Source organism: Chromobacterium sphagni, from assembly GCF_001855555.1.
Taxonomy (GTDB): Bacteria; Pseudomonadota; Gammaproteobacteria; order Burkholderiales; family Chromobacteriaceae; genus Chromobacterium; species Chromobacterium sphagni.
Genome location: NZ_MKCT01000009.1, coordinates 46,940 through 63,782 on the forward strand (window position 1 = coordinate 46,940; position 16,843 = coordinate 63,782).

Here is a 16,843-nt window from a genome sequence, read left to right on the forward strand (position 1 = left end):
GCAGGCAATGGAAAAGACCAGACTCTCTGTCTACAGCTTGGCGGTAAGCGAAAACTTCTCCTTCCTGAAGCAGGCGGTCAATATCCAGGAAGCCTATCTGCGCGCGATACCGGTTGCAGGCGGCGGCTGCCTGCTGCCGGTATGCGAAATGCACAAGCGGGATGCCACTCTCTTGCGTCTGCTGACCGAATGGCGCAACCGCAATGTGGCGGCCTATCCAAACCAGTTCACCGCCAGCGAGGAAAGCACCCGAGACTGGCTGGACCAAGAGCTGTTGGCGGTCAAGGACAGGATGCTGTTCCTGGTGGTGAGTCCCACCGGCCAAACCTTGGGCCATCTGGGCTTCAGCGGCTGCCACAACTCCGACATGATGTTCGAGATCGACAACGTGGTGCGCGGCGTCGCCGATGCCGGACCGGACATATTCGCCAGAGCCATGACCGCCCTGATCGAATGGGCCAGGAAAACCATCAACGTCAACGGCTTCTTCCTGCGTGCGATGAACGACGATCACGATGCCATCGCGTTCTACAAGAAGAACCACTTCGTCGCGGAGTCCAGCATCCCGCTGGTCGCGGTGAAAGACGGCGATCGCGTCAACTACCGCGAAGCGCTGCCGACGGAGACCGCCAGCAAACATTTCATGCGCATGGTGTACAAGGCCCCGGCGCACGAGGTGGGTGAAAAACTGATCCTCACCGCCGGCCCATCGATCTCCGCCAAGGAGGCCGTCTACGCCTTCGACGCCGCCCTCAGCGGCTGGAACGGCAATTGGTCCAGATACCTCAGCCGTTTTGAGAAGAGCTTCGCCGAATACGTAGGCGTCAAGCACGCGCTAGCCACCTCCAGCTGCACCGGCGCGCTGCAGATCGCGCTGATGGCGCTGGACATCGGCCCCGGCGACGAAGTGATCGTCCCCGACCAAACCTGGGTGGCCACCGCCAACGCGGTGCGCTACGTCGGCGCCATTCCGGTGTTCGCCGACATCGAGCTGGATACCTGGAACATCGACGCCCGCTCGGTGGAGACCCTGATCACCGGCAAGACCAAGGCCATTGTCGCCGTGCACATGTACGGCCACCCCGCCCGCATGAGCAATATTCTGGCGGTGGCCAGGCAATACGGCCTCAAGGTGGTCGAGGACGCCGCGCCGGCGATCGGCGCCGAATGGCAAGGAAAACGCTGCGGCAGTTTCGGCGATTTCGCCGCCTTCAGCTTTCAGGGCGCCAAACTGATGGTCACCGGCGAAGGCGGCATGCTGGTCACCAACGACGACGACCTGTACGCCAAGGCCTACAAGATCTGGGACCAGGGCCGCAACCCGTCCCGCACCTTCTGGATCGACGAGGACGGCGTCAAGTTCAAGATGTCCAATATCCAGGCTGCGCTCGGGCTCGGCCAATTGGAGCGCGTGGACGAGTTGATCGAGATGAAGCGCCGCATCTTCGAGTGGTATCAGGAGGGACTCGAAGGCGTGCCGCACATCAGCCTGAACCAGGAGGTGGAAGGCGCCCGCAGCATCTATTGGATGAGCAGCATCCTGCTGGACAAAGATGCGCGCATCGGCCGCGATGCGCTGATGCAACAGCTGAAAACCAGAAACATAGACTCCAGGCCGGTTTTCCCCGCCATCAGTCAGTACCCGATCTGGCCCAGGGAGCAACCTCCGCAGTCCACCGCAATGCATGTCGGCCTGCAGGCGATCAACCTGCCTAGCGGCGTCTGCCTGAGCCGCGACGAAGTGGCCTACGCCTGCAAGCATATCCGCAGCATCCTGCTGGGATAAGCGCAATGGAGAACTCCATCGCCCTGGCGCGCGCCATCCGCGCCACCGCATTGCAGATGGTGCATGACGCGCGGGCATCGCACATCGGCAGCGCGCTATCGATAGCCGACATCCTGGCCGTGCTGTACCGCAATCACCTGCGCTTCGACCCCGCCGCCGCACGGGATCCGCTGCGCGACCGCTTCATTCTCAGCAAGGGTCACGCCTGCGTCGCGGTTTACGCCGTCCTCGCCGCCATCGGCGCGCTGAGCCCAGAAGAGATTGCCAGCTACGGTCAGGACTTCTCGCCGCTGATGAACCACATTAGCCACAAGGTGAACGGCGTCGAGTTCTCCACCGGCTCGCTGGGCCATGGCCTGCCGTTCGCGGTGGGCAAAGCCATGGCCGCCAGGATGCGCGGGCAGACCTGGCAAAACTACGTGCTGTTGGGCGATGGCGAAATGGATGAGGGCAGCAACTGGGAAGCGCTGATGTTCGCTTCCCATCACCGGCTAGACAATGTGGCGGCCATCATCGACTGCAATAATCTGCAGAGCCTCACCACGGTCCGCGCCACGCTAAATCTGGAACCGTTGGCCCAGAAACTGGAAGCCTTCGGTTGCCGGGTATTCGAGGCCGACGGCCATGACCATCAGACGCTGGACCAGGTCCTCCGCGCCATCGCCGCAGTAAGGGGCCAGCCCTCGGTATTACTCGCCCATACCGTTAAAGGCAAAGGCGTCAGTTTCATGGAAAACAGCGTGGACTGGCATTACCGCAGCCCGGACAAGCAGCAGTTGCAACAGGCGCTGGAAGAACTGGGAGCGCAGCATGCGTAACGCCTTCATCGATGAGCTGGTCAAACTCGCCGCAGTCAATTCCAATATCGTGCTGATGGTCGGCGATCTCGGCTATGCGGTGGTGGAGCCGTTTGCCGAACGGTTTCCCGATCGTTTCATCAATGCCGGCATCGCCGAGCAGAACATGATGGGCATGGCGGCCGGAATGGCCTCCGAGGGCTGCCACGTCTTCGCCTACAGCATCGCCAACTTCCCTACATTCCGCTGCGCCGAGCAGATACGCAACGATGTCGACTACCATAATCTAGCGGTTACCGTGGTCAGCGTCGGCGGCGGCCTGGCCTACGGCAATCTCGGCTATTCCCACCACGCGGTGCAGGACTACGGCCTGATACGGATGATGCCCAATATGACCATCGCCGCGCCCGGCGATCCGATGGAAGTGCGCGCCTGCCTGCGCTACCTAGCCAGCCATCCCGGCCCATCCTACCTGCGCCTCGGCAAGGCCGGCGAGCCCTGCCTGCACCAGCAGGTGCCGGATGTCGCGCCGGGCCAGTGGCTGCCCATCATGCAACGCGACGGCTCATCCACCCTGTTGTCCACCGGCGCCGCAGTCGCCAGCGCCATCGCATGGCTGGACACTCCCGCCTTCGCCGGCCACTCACTCTACACGATGCCGCTGTGGGGCATGGCCGCCAAGTCGAAACAACAGCAACAGCTGTCGGATTGGGACGAGGTCGTAACAGTGGAGGACCATATTCACGACGCCGGCTTCGGCAGTTGGCTGATGGAAGCCGCCGCGCCTGCCGGCCTGACCGGCAGGATACGCAGCCGCGCGCTGTCATCGGAGATATTCGGTCAGGTGGCTAACCAGAAAACCCTCAACAAACTGGGCGGACTATAGTGATACTGGCGCTGAAAAAGGCATTCGGCCTTGATCGGGCAATTCTATACGTATTGCTCAATCGCGGCTGGACCCTGCTGGCGGGGTTCGCCACGCTTTATCTGATCTCCATCACGATGAGCAAGGCGGAGCAGGGCTACTACTACACCTTCTCCAGCATTCTGGCCCTGCAGATCTTTTTCGAGCTGGGTTTCAGCGGCATTATTGCCCAGTTCGCCAGCCACGAAATGGCCAAGCTACACTGGCGCGGCGGCGACCTCACCGGCGACCCACAGGCTCGCCAGCGCTTGCTGTCGCTGTTCAAGCTGGCCATCAAATGGTACGGCGTGATCTCGTTGCTCACCGTTTTCCTGCTCAACACCGCCGGCTTCTATTTTTTCAACAGCTCCGCCAGACAATCCGGCGTCGACTGGCATCTACCCTGGATGCTGCTGACCATGGGCGCCACGCTCAATCTCTTTCTCAGCCCTCTGCTCGCCCTATTCGAAGGCAGCGGACTGGTCGCCAATATCAGCGCGCTGCGCCTGATGCAATCCATTGTCGCCTACAGCAGCGGCTGGTTGCTGCTGCTGAATGGCGGCAAGCTGTACACCGCCGCCGCGATTTCCATCGCCACTGCCGGCGTAGGATTTTACTGGCTCATCAAAAACTATGGCGTCTTCTTCAAGACTCTGATGCAAAATTTGCATCACAGGGACTGCAGCCAGATATCGTGGCGTCAAGAAATCTGGCCGATGCAATGGCGCATCGCGCTGAGCTGGCTCAGCGGCTATTTCATATCCCAGTTGTTCACGCCGCTGGCCTTCCGCTACCAGAGCACCGAGGCCGCCGGTCAGTTGGGCATGTCGCTCAGCGTCGTCACCACCATGTCCACGGTAGCCAGCGCCTGGCTAACCACCAAGCTGCCCGGCTTCGGCGTGCTAATCGCCAGCCGCCGCCCCGAAGAGTTGCTGTCGCTGTTCCGCAAGAGCAGCTTACAATCCATCGCCGTTCTGCTAGCCCTGCACAGTCTGTTTTTCAGCCTGCTGCTGGCAATGCGCCATTACCAGTTCACCCTCACCAGTCGCCTGCTGGATCCCATCGACATTCTATGGCTGTTGCTCGCAGCACAAGCCTGCCACATCGTATTTCTTCAGGCCGCCTATATCCGCGCCCACAAAATAGAGCCCTATTTGAAACATGCCATTCTGCTAGCAACCCTGATTTCCAGCTCCAGCTATTATCTAATCCAGCATTATTCAATCAGGGAAATGCTTGCCATCTACGCCATCATTTGCGGAACTGTAGGTGTAGGATACTCCAGCTATATTTATACTAACTTCAATAACAGAAAAATGGCGGGACAATAAAATGAGCAAGCCGTTATTATCAATATGCATTCCTACATTCAACCGTGCATCCTATTTGAAAAGACTCTTGGATGACCTGTTGCCAGCGCTCTCACACCATCACGGTCTAATCAGCATTTTCATTATAGACAACGCCTCCACAGATCAGACCCCTATGTTGTGCGATAGCTATATCCAGGCTGGCCATGCTCTAAATTACATCCGAAATGAGAGCAATATTGGCGCAGACGCCAACGCGGTTCGCGCATTCGAGCATGTAAATGGTATATATGGTTGGATATTGGGCGATGACGAGTACGTCTATGACCAGACCGTGGACACCATCATCGATACATTGAAAAGCCAGCAACTGGCCCTACTTTATCTGAAAAGCGAGCCTTGCACAAAAGACGCCATCGCACAGAAAAAACCAAGAAGCCAAGCGGTCTCCTATTACACCTCCAATATGGAGTTTTCCCATAAAATTGGGATTTACTTCACATTCATCTCTGGGATCATATTCAATAAACAGCAAGCCATGGCGGATGACATGCTCTGCTCCAATATCCGCTATGGAACCTTTATTCCCCAACTGGCCTGGGTGCTGCCTTTGCTGAAACAGGGAAAAAATTTTGCCAGCAGCCAGGCCTGCCTCATTGCGGCCGAGCCCAACAATACCACTGGCTATAAGCTGTTTGAGGTTTTCGGTATCAATCTAAAATTATTGGTAGATACCTTTCTGCCTGGCCAGCCACGATTGAAGAAGGCCATCCTGAGTTCGTCGATGTGGTTCTTGGCCAGCTTTTTTTATGGCAATCGCGGCAACTTCAAACATGAGAATCCCAAAACTGCATTCGACCAGGCATTTGGAGAGTTGCTCACCTACCGCTGGCTCGTTAGGCCACTGCTGATATACCAGAACTTCCTTTCCAAGCTGTGCGTTAAAATTATCTGCCGCTTTAGAAAAAACGTTCTTCAGCAGGCATGATATCCATACGCAATCGGCCAGCAGGATACATATTTTCATGAAAATACTGGTCATAAAGCTATCAGCCCTGGGGGATATCCTCGCCACCAGTCCATTGTTTCGACTGATCAAGGAGGCGAACCCCGGATGCGAAGTTCACCACCTGGTGATGAGGCAATGCGCGGGGGCATCGGAAAGCAACCCGCATATCGATAAACAGATCGTCATCGATATGGTCCCATCCGGCAATCACTTGAAAGACGCCCTGACTCTGCAGCGACTATGGTGGCGGCTTTTGATCGGTAGCTATGACATCGCCGTCATCCTGCACCGAAATGCCTTGTTCCAGCTATTATGCAAAGCGGCCGCCATCGGCAAGCTAGTCGGCTTCACGGCTCCGCGGTTCAACCTGCTGCAGCATGCGCAGGCATTCTCAATGCAGGGCAACCGCACGCTGCAGGAGGCCCGACTATTGCGACAAGCCGGCCTGATCGACAGGATGCCGGATCGTCTGGAATTCCATCCGGCGCCAGAAAAAGTGGATGAGAGGAAATTTGCCGGGCTGCCACGCGACTACATCGCAATCAATCCTGGCGGCGGCAATCCACATGCGCCGGCCGACAACAAGATATGGCCGGCCGGCAACTATATCCAGCTGATAAAAGAACTGGACCGGCCTGTCGTGTTGCTAGGCAGCGGCGACAAGGACAAGGAAATCTGCGAAGTCATCGCCGGCGCCTGCGGCCAGCAGACCATCAATCTGGTAAACCGCCTGAATTTGCACGAAGCGGCGCAAGCCATTCGCCAATCGAGGCTCTACATAGGCAACGACAGCGCCTTGCTGTATATCGCCGCCGCGCTGCGGGTACCACTGATCGGCCTGTACGGCCCGACCCCCGCCGATGCCTTCCTGCCTCTGGGCGGGCCATGGCATCAGCTCAGCGGCAAAACCGGGTGCTCTCCGTGCTACAGCTCGCTGGAAGGCGCGCGCTCACCCATGTACTCATGTTTAAACAATATCTGCATGCAAGCCATCTCTACCGAGCAAGTATTGGCAAAAACCAGACTCATCCTGACGAGCGGAAAGCTGGCCTGACATGAAATTACAGACCCTGAAATTCCTGGACAAGCTGCTATCCGCCGCGATCATGAGGTTGCCGCGCAACCGCGCCAAACCACCGTCGCACCCTCCGCGCCGGATATTGCTGATCAAGCTTTCTGCGATGGGCGATGCATTCTGCCTGCTCCCGGTCGCAAGGCGCTTGGCCGCTGCCTTTCCCGACGCCAAGATAGACTGGCTGACCACCGACCGCTCCAATCCAAACCTGTTCAAGAATTTGCCGTTCCTGCACGATACCCTGATCGTTCCCACCCATGCCCGCGCATTGCTGGTCTGGTTGCCTAAATTGTTCTACGCGATACGCAAATACGATATCGTGATGGACTTCGATCAGTACTACCACCTATCCGAACTGCTCTCCTGCGGCGGGAAAATCAGCGCAGGCTTTATCACCTCGCTAAAAGGCAAAACCTTCTCCCTCGCCATTCCATACGATCCGCAGCTCAATGAAAAAGTGCTGTTTCACAAACTGGCCGAGCGGGCAATGGAGCATTATGGCGTGCCCGCGGCGCCTAGCCGTGGCTTCTATCTACCTGAACTGCTGGATAACTTCATCCCCTCCCAGTCTTTGCAACACTTGGCCGCAGAGATCAAGAAGCACCAATTGCCGGTAGTGGTCCTGTACGCCGGCTCCAGTTTGAACGCCTCGTTTCGGCGCTTGGGCATCGAAAAATACCTCGCCATCATCGAACAGACCTGCAACCGCCACATCTTCGTGATCGCGGGAGGGCCTGAAGAGTTGGCGCTGAAGCCGCATTTCCAGCTCCAGCATCCAAATGTATACAATCTAATTGGAACATTGAACTTGCTGGAATGGGCCTGGCTATTCCGCCATGTCGCCGATCTGCTGCTGGGCAACGACGGTGGCCTGCTTCACGTTGCGGAAAGCCAGTCCACGCCGATGCTGGCCATCTTCGGTCCCAGCCTGTTTCGAAAATGGGGATCGATCAACCCGGAGTCACGCGGCATCGAAACGGACCTGCCGTGCAGGCCGTGCTTGAAGAACTATCTCGGAATAGTCCCGACCCGTTGCCAGTTTTCAACGGTCAAGTGCCTGGACGCGATCGAAGTGGCGACCATTATTTCCAACATGGAAAACATGCTGGAAAAGAAGGCGCGCCAACACATACTGATCAGCCCCTGACGACATGAAGCGAATCTATCTGCCCTTGTCCCGTTTCCTCAGGCGCGCCCTTCCCAGGCTGCGGCCCTACTGGTTTCACTTCCTGACCGGATTGCGTTTTTTCCGGATGGGCCGGATGAACAAGGTGTACGGTGTGGAGAACATCCACCTTGGTAATAAAGTATCTATCGGCGACTTCTGTTGGCTGGAAGCCGTCGACCGTTACGGCAGCCAGCAGTTCACGCCCCTACTGGAACTGCGCTCCGGAACCAGCTTGTCCGACGCCGTCCATATCAGCGCGGCTACCCGCATCGTCATCGGCGAGAATTGCCTGCTGGGCAGCCGCATCTACATCGGCGACCACTCACATGGCGCAGGCAGGCCGGATCCCGCATCGTTGCAAGTACCTCCAGGACAGCGTGCGCTTGCCAATATCGCAGCGATCGACATCGGCGCCAATTGCTGGATCTGCGACGGCGCAGTCATCCTGGCCGGCTGCCGTATCCATTCCGGCTCCGTCATCGCGGCCAATGCGGTCGTCAGATTGCAAACAGACGAGCCGGCGCTGATCGCCGGCAACCCGGCCAAAGTCATACACTATTTCAGGCAAGCACAATGAATACAATAACCGTCGCAGTACCAGCCTATTCGCGCCCCGATGAACTGAAGCAGTTGATCGATTCGGTCCTTAACGCCGATGTCCTTCCCGATGAGTTGCTGATCTGCGAAGACAAGTCGCCGAGGCGCGTGGAGATCCGCACCATGATCGAAACCATGCGTCCGCGGTTCGCCGCCAGCATCTGCGCGCTGAACTACATCGAAAATGAAGACAATCTCGGCTATGACGGCAATATCCGCAAAATCATCGCATCGTCCACCTCAGACTACGTGCTGATCCTTGGCGACGATGATGTCCTGTTCCAAGAGGCCATCCCTAAAATACGCACGTTTGTGCAGCACCATCCGCAAGTGAATTTCATTTCACGCACCTTCAGTCGCTTCTCCGAGCAGCCTCAAAACATCATCAACACCACCTGGATACGCACCGTCGACAGCGTCATCAAACCCAACAACTCCGACCCGAACATCGTTTTCCGGCTATGCGGCTTCGTCGGCGGTCTGGTGATCAATCGCCAGTGGGCATCGGGTTTGGCAACCGAGAAATACGACGGCTACCTGTACTATCAATTCTATCTTGCCTGCATCGCCTATCTGAACGATGGCATCGGCTATATCGCCTCCGCCATCGTCGGAGGCCGCGCTGGCAATCCGCCACTGTTCGGTGCCGCGGACAGTGAAAAGGACACCCATATTCCTGGGTCGTACAGACCCAAGGGCCGCGCCAAAATGTGGCAGGGCTTGCTGGTCATCGCAGCGGACATCGACAAGGTTAACGGATCGAACATTTATCCTTACATTCGCAATGAGCTCGCCAGCCGACAGGCCTACCACATCTTCGAAATGATGCCGACGCAAGGCCGGATCGCCACGCTGGATCTTTTCCATGAGCTCAGAAAGCTCAAACTAACCCACAAGGCCATGCCATGGCTGCTGACTAGCTACATTCTGATCTTCGGTTCCTATGCCCGCATCGGCTTCGCGCTGGGCAGACGTTTGCAATTCGCCATCGAACAGCACGCCGGCTTTAAACTGTAATGCCGCACAGCGGCCCAGATCAGGAACTCGCACCATGAGAAAAACTGCGACCTTCTATTTCTACTTCGTCTGCCTGTACTGGTATCCGGCAACCGTCATGCAATGGGGCAGCTATGGCGCAGTCGGAGAAAATACCCCGATGTGGTTCAAGTTATTGCGCATCATCCTGCTAGCGCTGCTGATTCAGTTGTTGCTGGCACGGCTCACCCTCGACAAGAAATTCATCTCCCCGCTGATTTTCTCGATTTACTGCATATTCTCGACTCCGGATATCGTCACCATCACCAATGCCGTTACCTTCATCGCCTGTATCGCGATCTGCCTGAAAATTGACATTCGCGCCGTCAACTGGAAACGCCACATCGGCATAGTCAGTTGCATCGGCTATCTCACGGCTCTACTTGAAATTATTGGGGTTGTCGTCTCACCTCATTCCTACGATGGAACGTTGCGAATTGTAGCAACCTACGGTGGACCGAATAACGCCGGCATCATCTTATCTGGCTTTGCACTGTATCACTTCATGCAACTGCGTAAAAACCGAAAAATCGCTGATTTTCTACACTTCATGATCTGCTCGATCCTCGTACTACTGACAGGTTCGCTAAGCGCACTGATCGCCTACCTGATTTGCATGATCGCATTGTCACCGCGGCTCTTGCTGCTGGTGCTGCCAGCAGCGATAGCCGCCAATTCCATCAGCGATTTCATCTCATTCAAGATTGAACAATTCATCAATCTATTCAACAGCAACGCGGAAACCATCAGCACCTTCAGCGACCGCCTGGACAACATCCAGATGATATGGGGCTCATTCAACGCCTCACTCGGCAGTGCATTGTTTGGCACAATGCGGACGTCCGAAAGCGATTACTTGAATATCCTTTCACAATATGGGCTATTTGGCTTGTCTCTCTTTCTCATTGCCATCCCCGCGCTGGGGGTGGATATTTTCCTGACACTGGGATTATTACAAGGTATTTTTACTCCATTCATCTTTTCTTTCCCCAGCTTCGCGATTCTACTCCTGCTCAGCAGGATATATCAAAAAGAAATAAATGAGCCAAACCATACTATCGCATCCAGATCGCACCAAAAAGCAAAGATTCAATTGATATAAAACTAGGGTTACAGTGCAATCACACGGATAAATTTCGTTCAATTATCGTTGTTCTTATTCATCACCACTAACCATGAGGTTGAATCATGAAAAAAAATTTCAAGATTGCTCTATTTGCAAATCACGCACCCGGCCTCCACATAGCACAATACTTTGCAAATTGCGTGACAACAGACACAATCAGCGCCTTGTACCTTAGTGGTGAACAAAAAGAAAATGACCAGAAAATTGTACACGCATTGAACATACCCCAAGACCGGACATTTACAGGCCGAGATATCCTGACAGATCCGGAGCATGTCCAATGGTTTAGAAGTCAGGATTTCGATGCCATTGTGACCGTTTATTGGCCATGGTTACTAGACAAGGAGGTGTTTAGTGCATCTCCCATAACCGTCAATTTCCATCCTGCGCTGCTGCCGATCAATCGTGGATGGTTTCCTCATGTCCACAGCTTGATCGATGGCAGCAAGACGGGCGTCACCTTGCACAAAATAGAAGATGGCGCCGATACCGGAGCGATTTGGGCACAGAAAGAAGTGCCAATTCAAGCACTTGATACTGCCAAAGACATATATGATAAGCTGCAATTCGAAATTGTCAAATTATTTAAGGAAAAATGGCCAGACATCAAGCAAGGCAGAATCACACCTATGCTGCAAGATGAGTCCCAAGCTGTTTATCATTCAAAGAAAGAAGTTGAAGGATTGGATCTTGTAGAATTAGACAAAGTGTATCTAGCCAAAGACTTGATCAATAAGCTAAAAGCTAGAACCTTTGGGAGCAAGGGCTTTGCTTATTACGAAGAAAACGGAGAAAAAATATATATGAAAATATCATTATCAAAGACAAGCAAATTTCAAGAGTAGGTACATAAAAAGCCCCCCCCTGCGAAAAATGCAAGGGGGATTATAGAAATCAAAAATACTCGATAAGTTAAGTTGACTCACCACCAGATTGAAATGCTGCAGCAGAGACTGACTCAGAGCGGCTAACAAAATTCCGTTCCATGCCTGAGGCAAGGTGCGCCGATGCAGACAATACAAGCAGTACAAAAAGTCGGCGCAACGCAGCACCAGGATTTTTGTGTAGAAGTTCAGACTTGATCTGACAGTCAGGCCTTGCCGGAAGGTGGCGACGTCCCCCAGTTTTCAGTAGCAGAGGGCTTTAGAGTCCGGGGCTAATTTACCTGATGTTTCAGCGAATGATTTGGCGTAAGCTGCCGGCGTCAAACCACCAAGGGATTTCTTGGGCCTTTCGTCGTTGTATTCCCGCCGCCAAGCTTCGATGACGACCTGCGCATGCCGCAAACTGGTGAACCAGTGCTCGTTCAAGCACTCATCGCGGAAGCGCCCGTTAAACGATTCGATATAAGCGTTCTGATTGGGCTTCCCCGGCTCGATGAGAAACAGCTGAACCCCACGGGCATGCGCCCAGGTCAACATGGCACGGCTGCAAAATTCTTTACCATTATCGGTCCTGACCGCTTTGGGCAAGCCGCGCGTCTGCGCCAGTTGGTCGAGGATGCGTGTGAGATGCATACCGCTCATCGCGCGCTCCGGAACAATGGTCACTGCCTCATGCGTGGCATCATCGACCACGGTCAGATTCTTGATGGCACGCCCCTCTGCCGTCCGGTCGAACACGAAATCCATCGACCAGACCTGATTGGCAGCCAGCGGGCGTGCCAACGGGTGACGATCCGCCACCGGGATCTTCTTGCGCTTCCGCTTGCGAATTTGCAGACCCGCCTCGGCATAGAGCCGATCCACGCGCTTGTGATTGACCACCATGCCGCTCTGCCGCAGCTTCAAATAGATCATGCCGGCGCCGTAGCGCCGGTGTCGATCTGCCAGCACGATGATCTTCGCTTTCAAGGCGGCATTGCGGTTAGTGGCGGGCTGGTAGCGGAATGAACTGGGACTCATGCCGGCCAGACGCAGCGATCGACGCTCACTGAGCCCTTTGTCCACGAGATGGCGCACCAACTCCCGCCGTGACGGTGCGCTCACCACTTTTTTCGCAAGGCCTCTTTGGCAATCTCGTTCTCGAGCATGGTCTCGGCCAGGAGTTTCTTTAGGCGCGCATTCTCGGTCTCCAGCTCCTTGAGACGCTTGGCCTCCGAGACCTTCATCCCGCCAAACTTGCTGCGCCAGAGGTAATAGCTGGCTTCCGAGAAGGCGTGCTTACGGCACAGCTCGGCAATAGGCATTCCCGCGTCCGCTTCGCGCAGGAAGCCGATGATCTGTTCTCCGGTGAATCGTTTCTTCATGTCCAATCTCCGTGTCGTGATGGATTGGACTCTAAAGTCACGTGCTACTCAATACCGGGGGGACGTCGCCAAGGCACGGCATCCGCAGACAAACGGTATCTGCGGGCGCTTCCACAAAACAATCCTGCAGGAGTTCTACCAAGTGGCGTTTCGCAAGAAGCTTTATCTGGCGCTCGATGAGCTGCAGGCGGATCTGGATGCCTGGCTGTTCTACTACAATAAAGAACGAACCCACCAGGGAAAGATGTGCTCCGGCCGCACGCCGTTGCAGACCTTCATCGAAGGCAAATCGGAATGGAGGGAAAGGTCGACAAGCTGACTTGATCTGACAATCAGGCGCCGTCAAAACGGAGACTGTCAGATCAAGTCTGAACTTCTACAATTTTTGTTAGCGGCTCTCAATACGTCAACCGCACATCAACTCTCTAAAATGCTCCTCAAGCTCTTTGACGCGCGTTTCCTGATCAAAGTGTTTTTTGAAATATATCCGCGCATTAGTGCCAAATCGCTCGCGCTCATCCACAGGCATTTGATAGAATTTGAGTACTGCTTGAGCCAATAACTCGGGGCTCTCTGCTGGACAAACAATCCCGGCACCAGCCTCCTCTACTATTCTAGCAGGTTCGCCATTTAAGCTAGCGACTATAGGCTTTCCAGCGGATAGGTAGCTCTGCAGCTTACTTGGTATTGTTGTTGAAAGCGCAGAGTCATCTTTAAGGGTAACAAGTAAAATAGATGCCGCAGAAAAAATCGGCGGCATATTTTCTTGTGATAAACGACCAGTTAAAATTACATTATCAAGCTGCTCACTCTCCACCTCTGACTGAATAAAGGCAGAGCGGCTACCACTACCTACAAGGTAAAATTTAATAGCCGAATTCTCTTTCAGTAATTTCGCTGCGGCAATGATAGTCTCGCAAGACTGCACAGTTCCGATATTACCAGCAAAAACCACCGAAAAGTGCCGATGCATTTCTGCCGCTATGCTTCCCGGGCTTTCCGAATCAAAAAAAGATTTCTTCAAATCTTCACAGAAATTGGGAAAATAGCGAATCTTGCTTTTATCGCTCACAAGCCGCGCAACCGGATCTCTGAATGCATGTGATTGAATCAGGACAGAGTCAGAGTAGCGATAAATATAGCGTACCACGTATTCGACCAGTTTCAACAAAAAACGATTTCTAACAAACCCGGTTGTCCATAGAGACTCAGGCCAAAGGTCTTGCACCCAAACTGCCAACTTTGCGCGCTTCAACCAGGAAATAAATACTGCGGGCAGGGCTTGCAACAACGGCGATGGCGCGTATACAAACACAGCATCAAACTCGCGCCCACGCAGCGCAAACGGCGCCATAAGATATCCCGAAAAGATAAACGACAGGTAGTTCAGTATTAAACCTATCGCGGAACCACTGCCCCTGGGAAGCAGCGGAATACGAATGACCTCGATACCAGAATAATCTTCTCGTTGTATTCCCAATATCGAATATCCAGGCAGAATATTTCCATCAGGATAATTTGGTTTACCGGTAACGACAGTTATCTCAACATCATCACCAGCAAGCTGGGTTGCCAATTTATTAATAAGAAAATTTTCTGGCCAAAAATACTGCGACCAAATCAACACTTTCATCTGAAAACCTCGTCCAGAAAGTCGTCTGGAGAGTAAATATCCGCCGTCGGCTCTGGGCTTTCAATAAATCTACGAACAGCGCGTGCAATAGAAACGGGGGAACACGGATCAAATGTCTCAACAGGCTCTACAACATCTCGTACATAATCGAGTTCAGCCGCCAGAATAGGCAAACCACAATGCGCAGCTTCCAATAGCGGCAAACCAAATGATTCAATCGTAGAAGGGTAGATTAACGCCGAAGAAGCTCGGTATAAGTTAACTATGCTTGGCTGTGGCAACTCGCCAAAGTTGACAATTCTCAACGAATACCTAGCAATTGCTTGGGAAATAAAGCTATGGATAGAAGGGTAACGGACCGGGTCTACAGTCAAGGCAAGCGATGGTTTTATTCCCGCCTCAGCCAATAACTTCCAAGCCTCAATCAATCTGATGTGATTCTTATGTGGGTCCCCGCTTGCCACATAAGAAAAATCAAATTCAATCTTGACAGGCTCAGCCGTATCCGAACAGGAGCTGTTACATAATGATGCAAATGGCGTGATGTAAACTTCAACCCCCCGCCCAAGCTTAGACTTTAAAGAGGCCGCCATAGAACAAGTTTGAACAATATAGCGTTGCGCGTGTGAGCTTGTCGCGCGCAGCCAAAACCTTTCCAGGATAAGGCGTATCTTGGTTTTAAATGGATAACCATCCAAACTATCGCTCTCAACTAAAATCCGGTTTTGAACAAATACGACAACGCGGCCAGCTAGCGGAAGAATAGGAGGAAGCCCATGAAAACAAAGCACCACATCGCCAGGTTTAACAAGCCACCACAAGCGAATTTCCGTAATTAATCTCGAAAATAAAGAGGGCCTGACGTAGTAAAACTGCCCCCTCGAAATGGTCTGAAAAAACTGCTTGGCCCTTATGTCAAAAAAGCCCCTCTCAAGCAAAAGACTGCCCGAAGCGAGTAAGGCTTTGAGCAAAACCATGCCGCCGCCTTGATGAACGTTGGGGGCATGGATAACAAGTTTGCGAGAAGGTGCAACAGCCATCGCTAATTACACCTCTTTCGAAAAAATTGTTCTGTAGAATCCCGCGGCTTTTTCTTTGAGTACTTTTTGATCTAGACGCTCCTGCACCGTTACCCAGTTGATTGCGGCAGCGCTCTCAACCAGTTCATCATCGGCCAGAACTCTTTTCAAGCGGATGGCGATTGCCTCAGGATCATCGACCGGAATCTCAAAGCCGCTTTTCCCACACGTAATCCACTCACTACAGCACGAAGTATTCGTCTGGATTGGGAAAGCCCCCATTGCCATAGCCTCAAGCATGGAGGTGCTAATCGCATCAGAAACACTGACACCTAGGTATGCTCTGGCCCGGCTGAACATGCGAAGCACCACATCGTGGCTTGCATGAGGCAAAACTTTAATATCAATACCCACAAAATCGCGCAGCTCTTCCACCCGACCGAATATTTCCGGCGACGCAGAAAAGACAACCACTTGATAACCTTTCAGTTCCACAACACAGCGCTCCAAAGCATCCAGCGCAGTCAACGCTCTCCCTGCAAAGTGTTGGTATCCTTTGACCATTAGGATTTTACGCTGCGCAACAGGATGAATCGAACGCAGGCTATTTACCAAATCAAGATTGAGCCCACCCGTATTGGGCATAACAGGCATAACTTCAGCCTGCAATCCAAGCTCTTTCGCCATTTCCACATCGCGAACACATTCGCAAGAATAGTAATCCAGATTACGCAGCAGTCTTGAAATTTGGCTACGATGCGCTTCGAATTGGCGGTAGTAGTAAATATCACTCCCCCAATTGGTTGCCAACCACTTTGGGAAGCCTGGGCCATGAATCTCCTTAGCCTTCAACACATTATATCCACAATGCTGAAACTCCAAGGAATGGATAAGATCTGGTTTTAGTTTTTTAATTAAGCGCGCCAAGACCACAGGGCCATACATCAATGGAGCAGTCGCATCCGACTCACCTAGAGAAACACGTTTAAAACCATTCAAATAGGGCAGCCAGCGTGTCAATACTGGTAAGGGAAAAATAGAATCAACAGGACACTGCTTTGCATCTTGGCTGGTCCCGCGACCGAAAATGCTGCTAGGATTTTTTATCAGATTCTTGAGGAAACGCTTAGGGTGTA

At 53.5% G+C, this 16,843-nt stretch carries 15 protein-coding genes and 1 pseudogene; 12 read left to right on the forward strand and 4 right to left on the reverse strand.

Annotation, left to right across the window (positions count from 1 at the left end; translation table 11 throughout):
* Window positions 1-7: 7 nt before the first annotated feature.
* From BI344_RS06980 to BI344_RS07030, 11 genes are all read left to right on the forward strand, one after another.
* Window positions 8-1,786, forward strand: a complete 1,779-nt coding sequence (locus tag BI344_RS06980; protein WP_071112259.1) for a bifunctional GNAT family N-acetyltransferase/PLP-dependent aspartate aminotransferase family protein — start codon at window positions 8-10, stop codon at window positions 1,784-1,786.
* 5 nt (window positions 1,787-1,791) lie between these two features.
* Window positions 1,792-2,604 (forward strand): transketolase, encoded by an 813-nt coding sequence (locus BI344_RS06985; protein WP_071112260.1) that lies wholly within the window; start codon window positions 1,792-1,794, stop codon window positions 2,602-2,604.
* Complete coding sequence (locus tag BI344_RS06990; RefSeq protein WP_071112261.1) at window positions 2,597-3,469, forward strand: transketolase family protein; 873 nt, start codon at window positions 2,597-2,599, stop codon at window positions 3,467-3,469. Before BI344_RS06985 ends, BI344_RS06990 begins: the two co-directional genes overlap by 8 nt.
* 53 nt (window positions 3,470-3,522) lie before the next feature.
* Window positions 3,523-4,818 (forward strand): hypothetical protein, encoded by a 1,296-nt coding sequence (locus tag BI344_RS06995; RefSeq protein ID WP_139166914.1) that lies wholly within the window; start codon window positions 3,523-3,525, stop codon window positions 4,816-4,818.
* A gap of 1 nt (window position 4,819) precedes the next feature.
* Window positions 4,820-5,785, forward strand: a complete 966-nt coding sequence (locus tag BI344_RS07000) for a glycosyltransferase family 2 protein (RefSeq protein WP_083338803.1) — start codon at window positions 4,820-4,822, stop codon at window positions 5,783-5,785.
* Between the two features lie 37 nt (window positions 5,786-5,822).
* Entirely contained in the window at window positions 5,823-6,860 is a 1,038-nt protein-coding gene (locus BI344_RS07005; protein WP_083338802.1) for a glycosyltransferase family 9 protein, read from the forward strand.
* A gap of 1 nt (window position 6,861) precedes the next feature.
* Entirely contained in the window at window positions 6,862-8,028 is a 1,167-nt protein-coding gene (locus BI344_RS07010) for a glycosyltransferase family 9 protein (protein WP_071112265.1), read from the forward strand.
* A 4-nt stretch (window positions 8,029-8,032) separates the two neighbouring features.
* A complete protein-coding gene (locus tag BI344_RS07015) occupies window positions 8,033-8,626 on the forward strand; it encodes an acyltransferase (protein WP_083370110.1) in 594 nt (197 codons plus the stop codon).
* A complete protein-coding gene (locus BI344_RS07020) occupies window positions 8,623-9,663 on the forward strand; it encodes a glycosyltransferase family 2 protein (protein ID WP_071112267.1) in 1,041 nt (346 codons plus the stop codon). Before BI344_RS07015 ends, BI344_RS07020 begins: the two co-directional genes overlap by 4 nt.
* Before the next feature lie 34 nt (window positions 9,664-9,697).
* A complete protein-coding gene (locus BI344_RS07025; RefSeq protein ID WP_071112268.1) occupies window positions 9,698-10,783 on the forward strand; it encodes a hypothetical protein in 1,086 nt (361 codons plus the stop codon).
* Window positions 10,784-10,869: 86 nt separating this feature from the next.
* Window positions 10,870-11,652, forward strand: coding sequence for a formyltransferase family protein (locus tag BI344_RS07030; RefSeq protein WP_071112269.1), 783 nt, complete (start codon window positions 10,870-10,872; stop codon window positions 11,650-11,652).
* A gap of 282 nt (window positions 11,653-11,934) precedes the next feature.
* On the opposite strand, the gene BI344_RS07035 is transcribed toward BI344_RS07030, so the two are convergent.
* Window positions 11,935-13,055 (reverse strand): IS3 family transposase gene (locus BI344_RS07035; protein WP_139166915.1). Its coding sequence is split into 2 segments (ribosomal slippage): window positions 11,935-12,815 and window positions 12,815-13,055, totalling 1,122 coding nucleotides; the frame shifts between segments, so codons are not numbered across the junction.
* Window positions 13,056-13,125: 70 nt separating this feature from the next.
* Between BI344_RS07035 and BI344_RS07045 the strand changes: the two are divergent.
* A pseudogene (locus BI344_RS07045) lies at window positions 13,126-13,374 on the forward strand (integrase core domain-containing protein); the annotation flags it as partial.
* 87 nt (window positions 13,375-13,461) lie between these two features.
* Here BI344_RS07045 and BI344_RS22745 read toward each other — a convergent pair.
* From BI344_RS22745 to BI344_RS07050, 3 genes are all read right to left on the reverse strand, one after another.
* Window positions 13,462-14,688: a glycosyltransferase family 4 protein gene (locus BI344_RS22745; protein WP_083338798.1), complete on the reverse strand. Its 1,227-nt coding sequence runs from the start codon at window positions 14,686-14,688 to the stop codon at window positions 13,462-13,464.
* On the reverse strand, window positions 14,685-15,728 hold the full coding sequence (locus BI344_RS22750; protein WP_083338797.1) for a glycosyltransferase: 1,044 nt from the start codon (window positions 15,726-15,728) through the stop codon (window positions 14,685-14,687). The genes BI344_RS22745 and BI344_RS22750 overlap by 4 nt, the downstream gene beginning before the upstream one ends.
* A 6-nt stretch (window positions 15,729-15,734) precedes the next feature.
* Window positions 15,735-16,843, reverse strand: a 1,109-nt coding sequence (locus BI344_RS07050; RefSeq protein ID WP_139166916.1) for a glycosyltransferase family 4 protein, incomplete at its 5' end; no start/stop codon positions are given.

Excerpts from the sequence above, each read along its gene's own strand:
- BI344_RS06985 (WP_071112260.1), top strand. The coding sequence starts at position 1,792 with ATGGAGAACTCCATCGCCCTGGCGCGCGCCATCCGCGCCACCGCATTG.
- BI344_RS07030 (WP_071112269.1), top strand. The coding sequence starts at position 10,870 with ATGAAAAAAAATTTCAAGATTGCTCTATTTGCAAATCACGCACCCGGC.
- BI344_RS07025 (WP_071112268.1), top strand. The coding sequence starts at position 9,698 with ATGAGAAAAACTGCGACCTTCTATTTCTACTTCGTCTGCCTGTACTGG.
- BI344_RS22745 (WP_083338798.1), bottom strand. The coding sequence starts at position 14,688 with ATGAAAGTGTTGATTTGGTCGCAGTATTTTTGGCCAGAAAATTTTCTT.
- BI344_RS07020 (WP_071112267.1), top strand. The coding sequence starts at position 8,623 with ATGAATACAATAACCGTCGCAGTACCAGCCTATTCGCGCCCCGATGAA.
- BI344_RS22750 (WP_083338797.1), bottom strand. The coding sequence starts at position 15,728 with ATGGCTGTTGCACCTTCTCGCAAACTTGTTATCCATGCCCCCAACGTT.
- BI344_RS07005 (WP_083338802.1), top strand. The coding sequence starts at position 5,823 with ATGAAAATACTGGTCATAAAGCTATCAGCCCTGGGGGATATCCTCGCC.
- BI344_RS06990 (WP_071112261.1), top strand. The coding sequence starts at position 2,597 with ATGCGTAACGCCTTCATCGATGAGCTGGTCAAACTCGCCGCAGTCAAT.
- BI344_RS07015 (WP_083370110.1), top strand. The coding sequence starts at position 8,033 with ATGAAGCGAATCTATCTGCCCTTGTCCCGTTTCCTCAGGCGCGCCCTT.
- BI344_RS07010 (WP_071112265.1), top strand. The coding sequence starts at position 6,862 with ATGAAATTACAGACCCTGAAATTCCTGGACAAGCTGCTATCCGCCGCG.
- BI344_RS07000 (WP_083338803.1), top strand. The coding sequence starts at position 4,820 with ATGAGCAAGCCGTTATTATCAATATGCATTCCTACATTCAACCGTGCA.
- BI344_RS06980 (WP_071112259.1), top strand. The coding sequence starts at position 8 with ATGGAAAAGACCAGACTCTCTGTCTACAGCTTGGCGGTAAGCGAAAAC.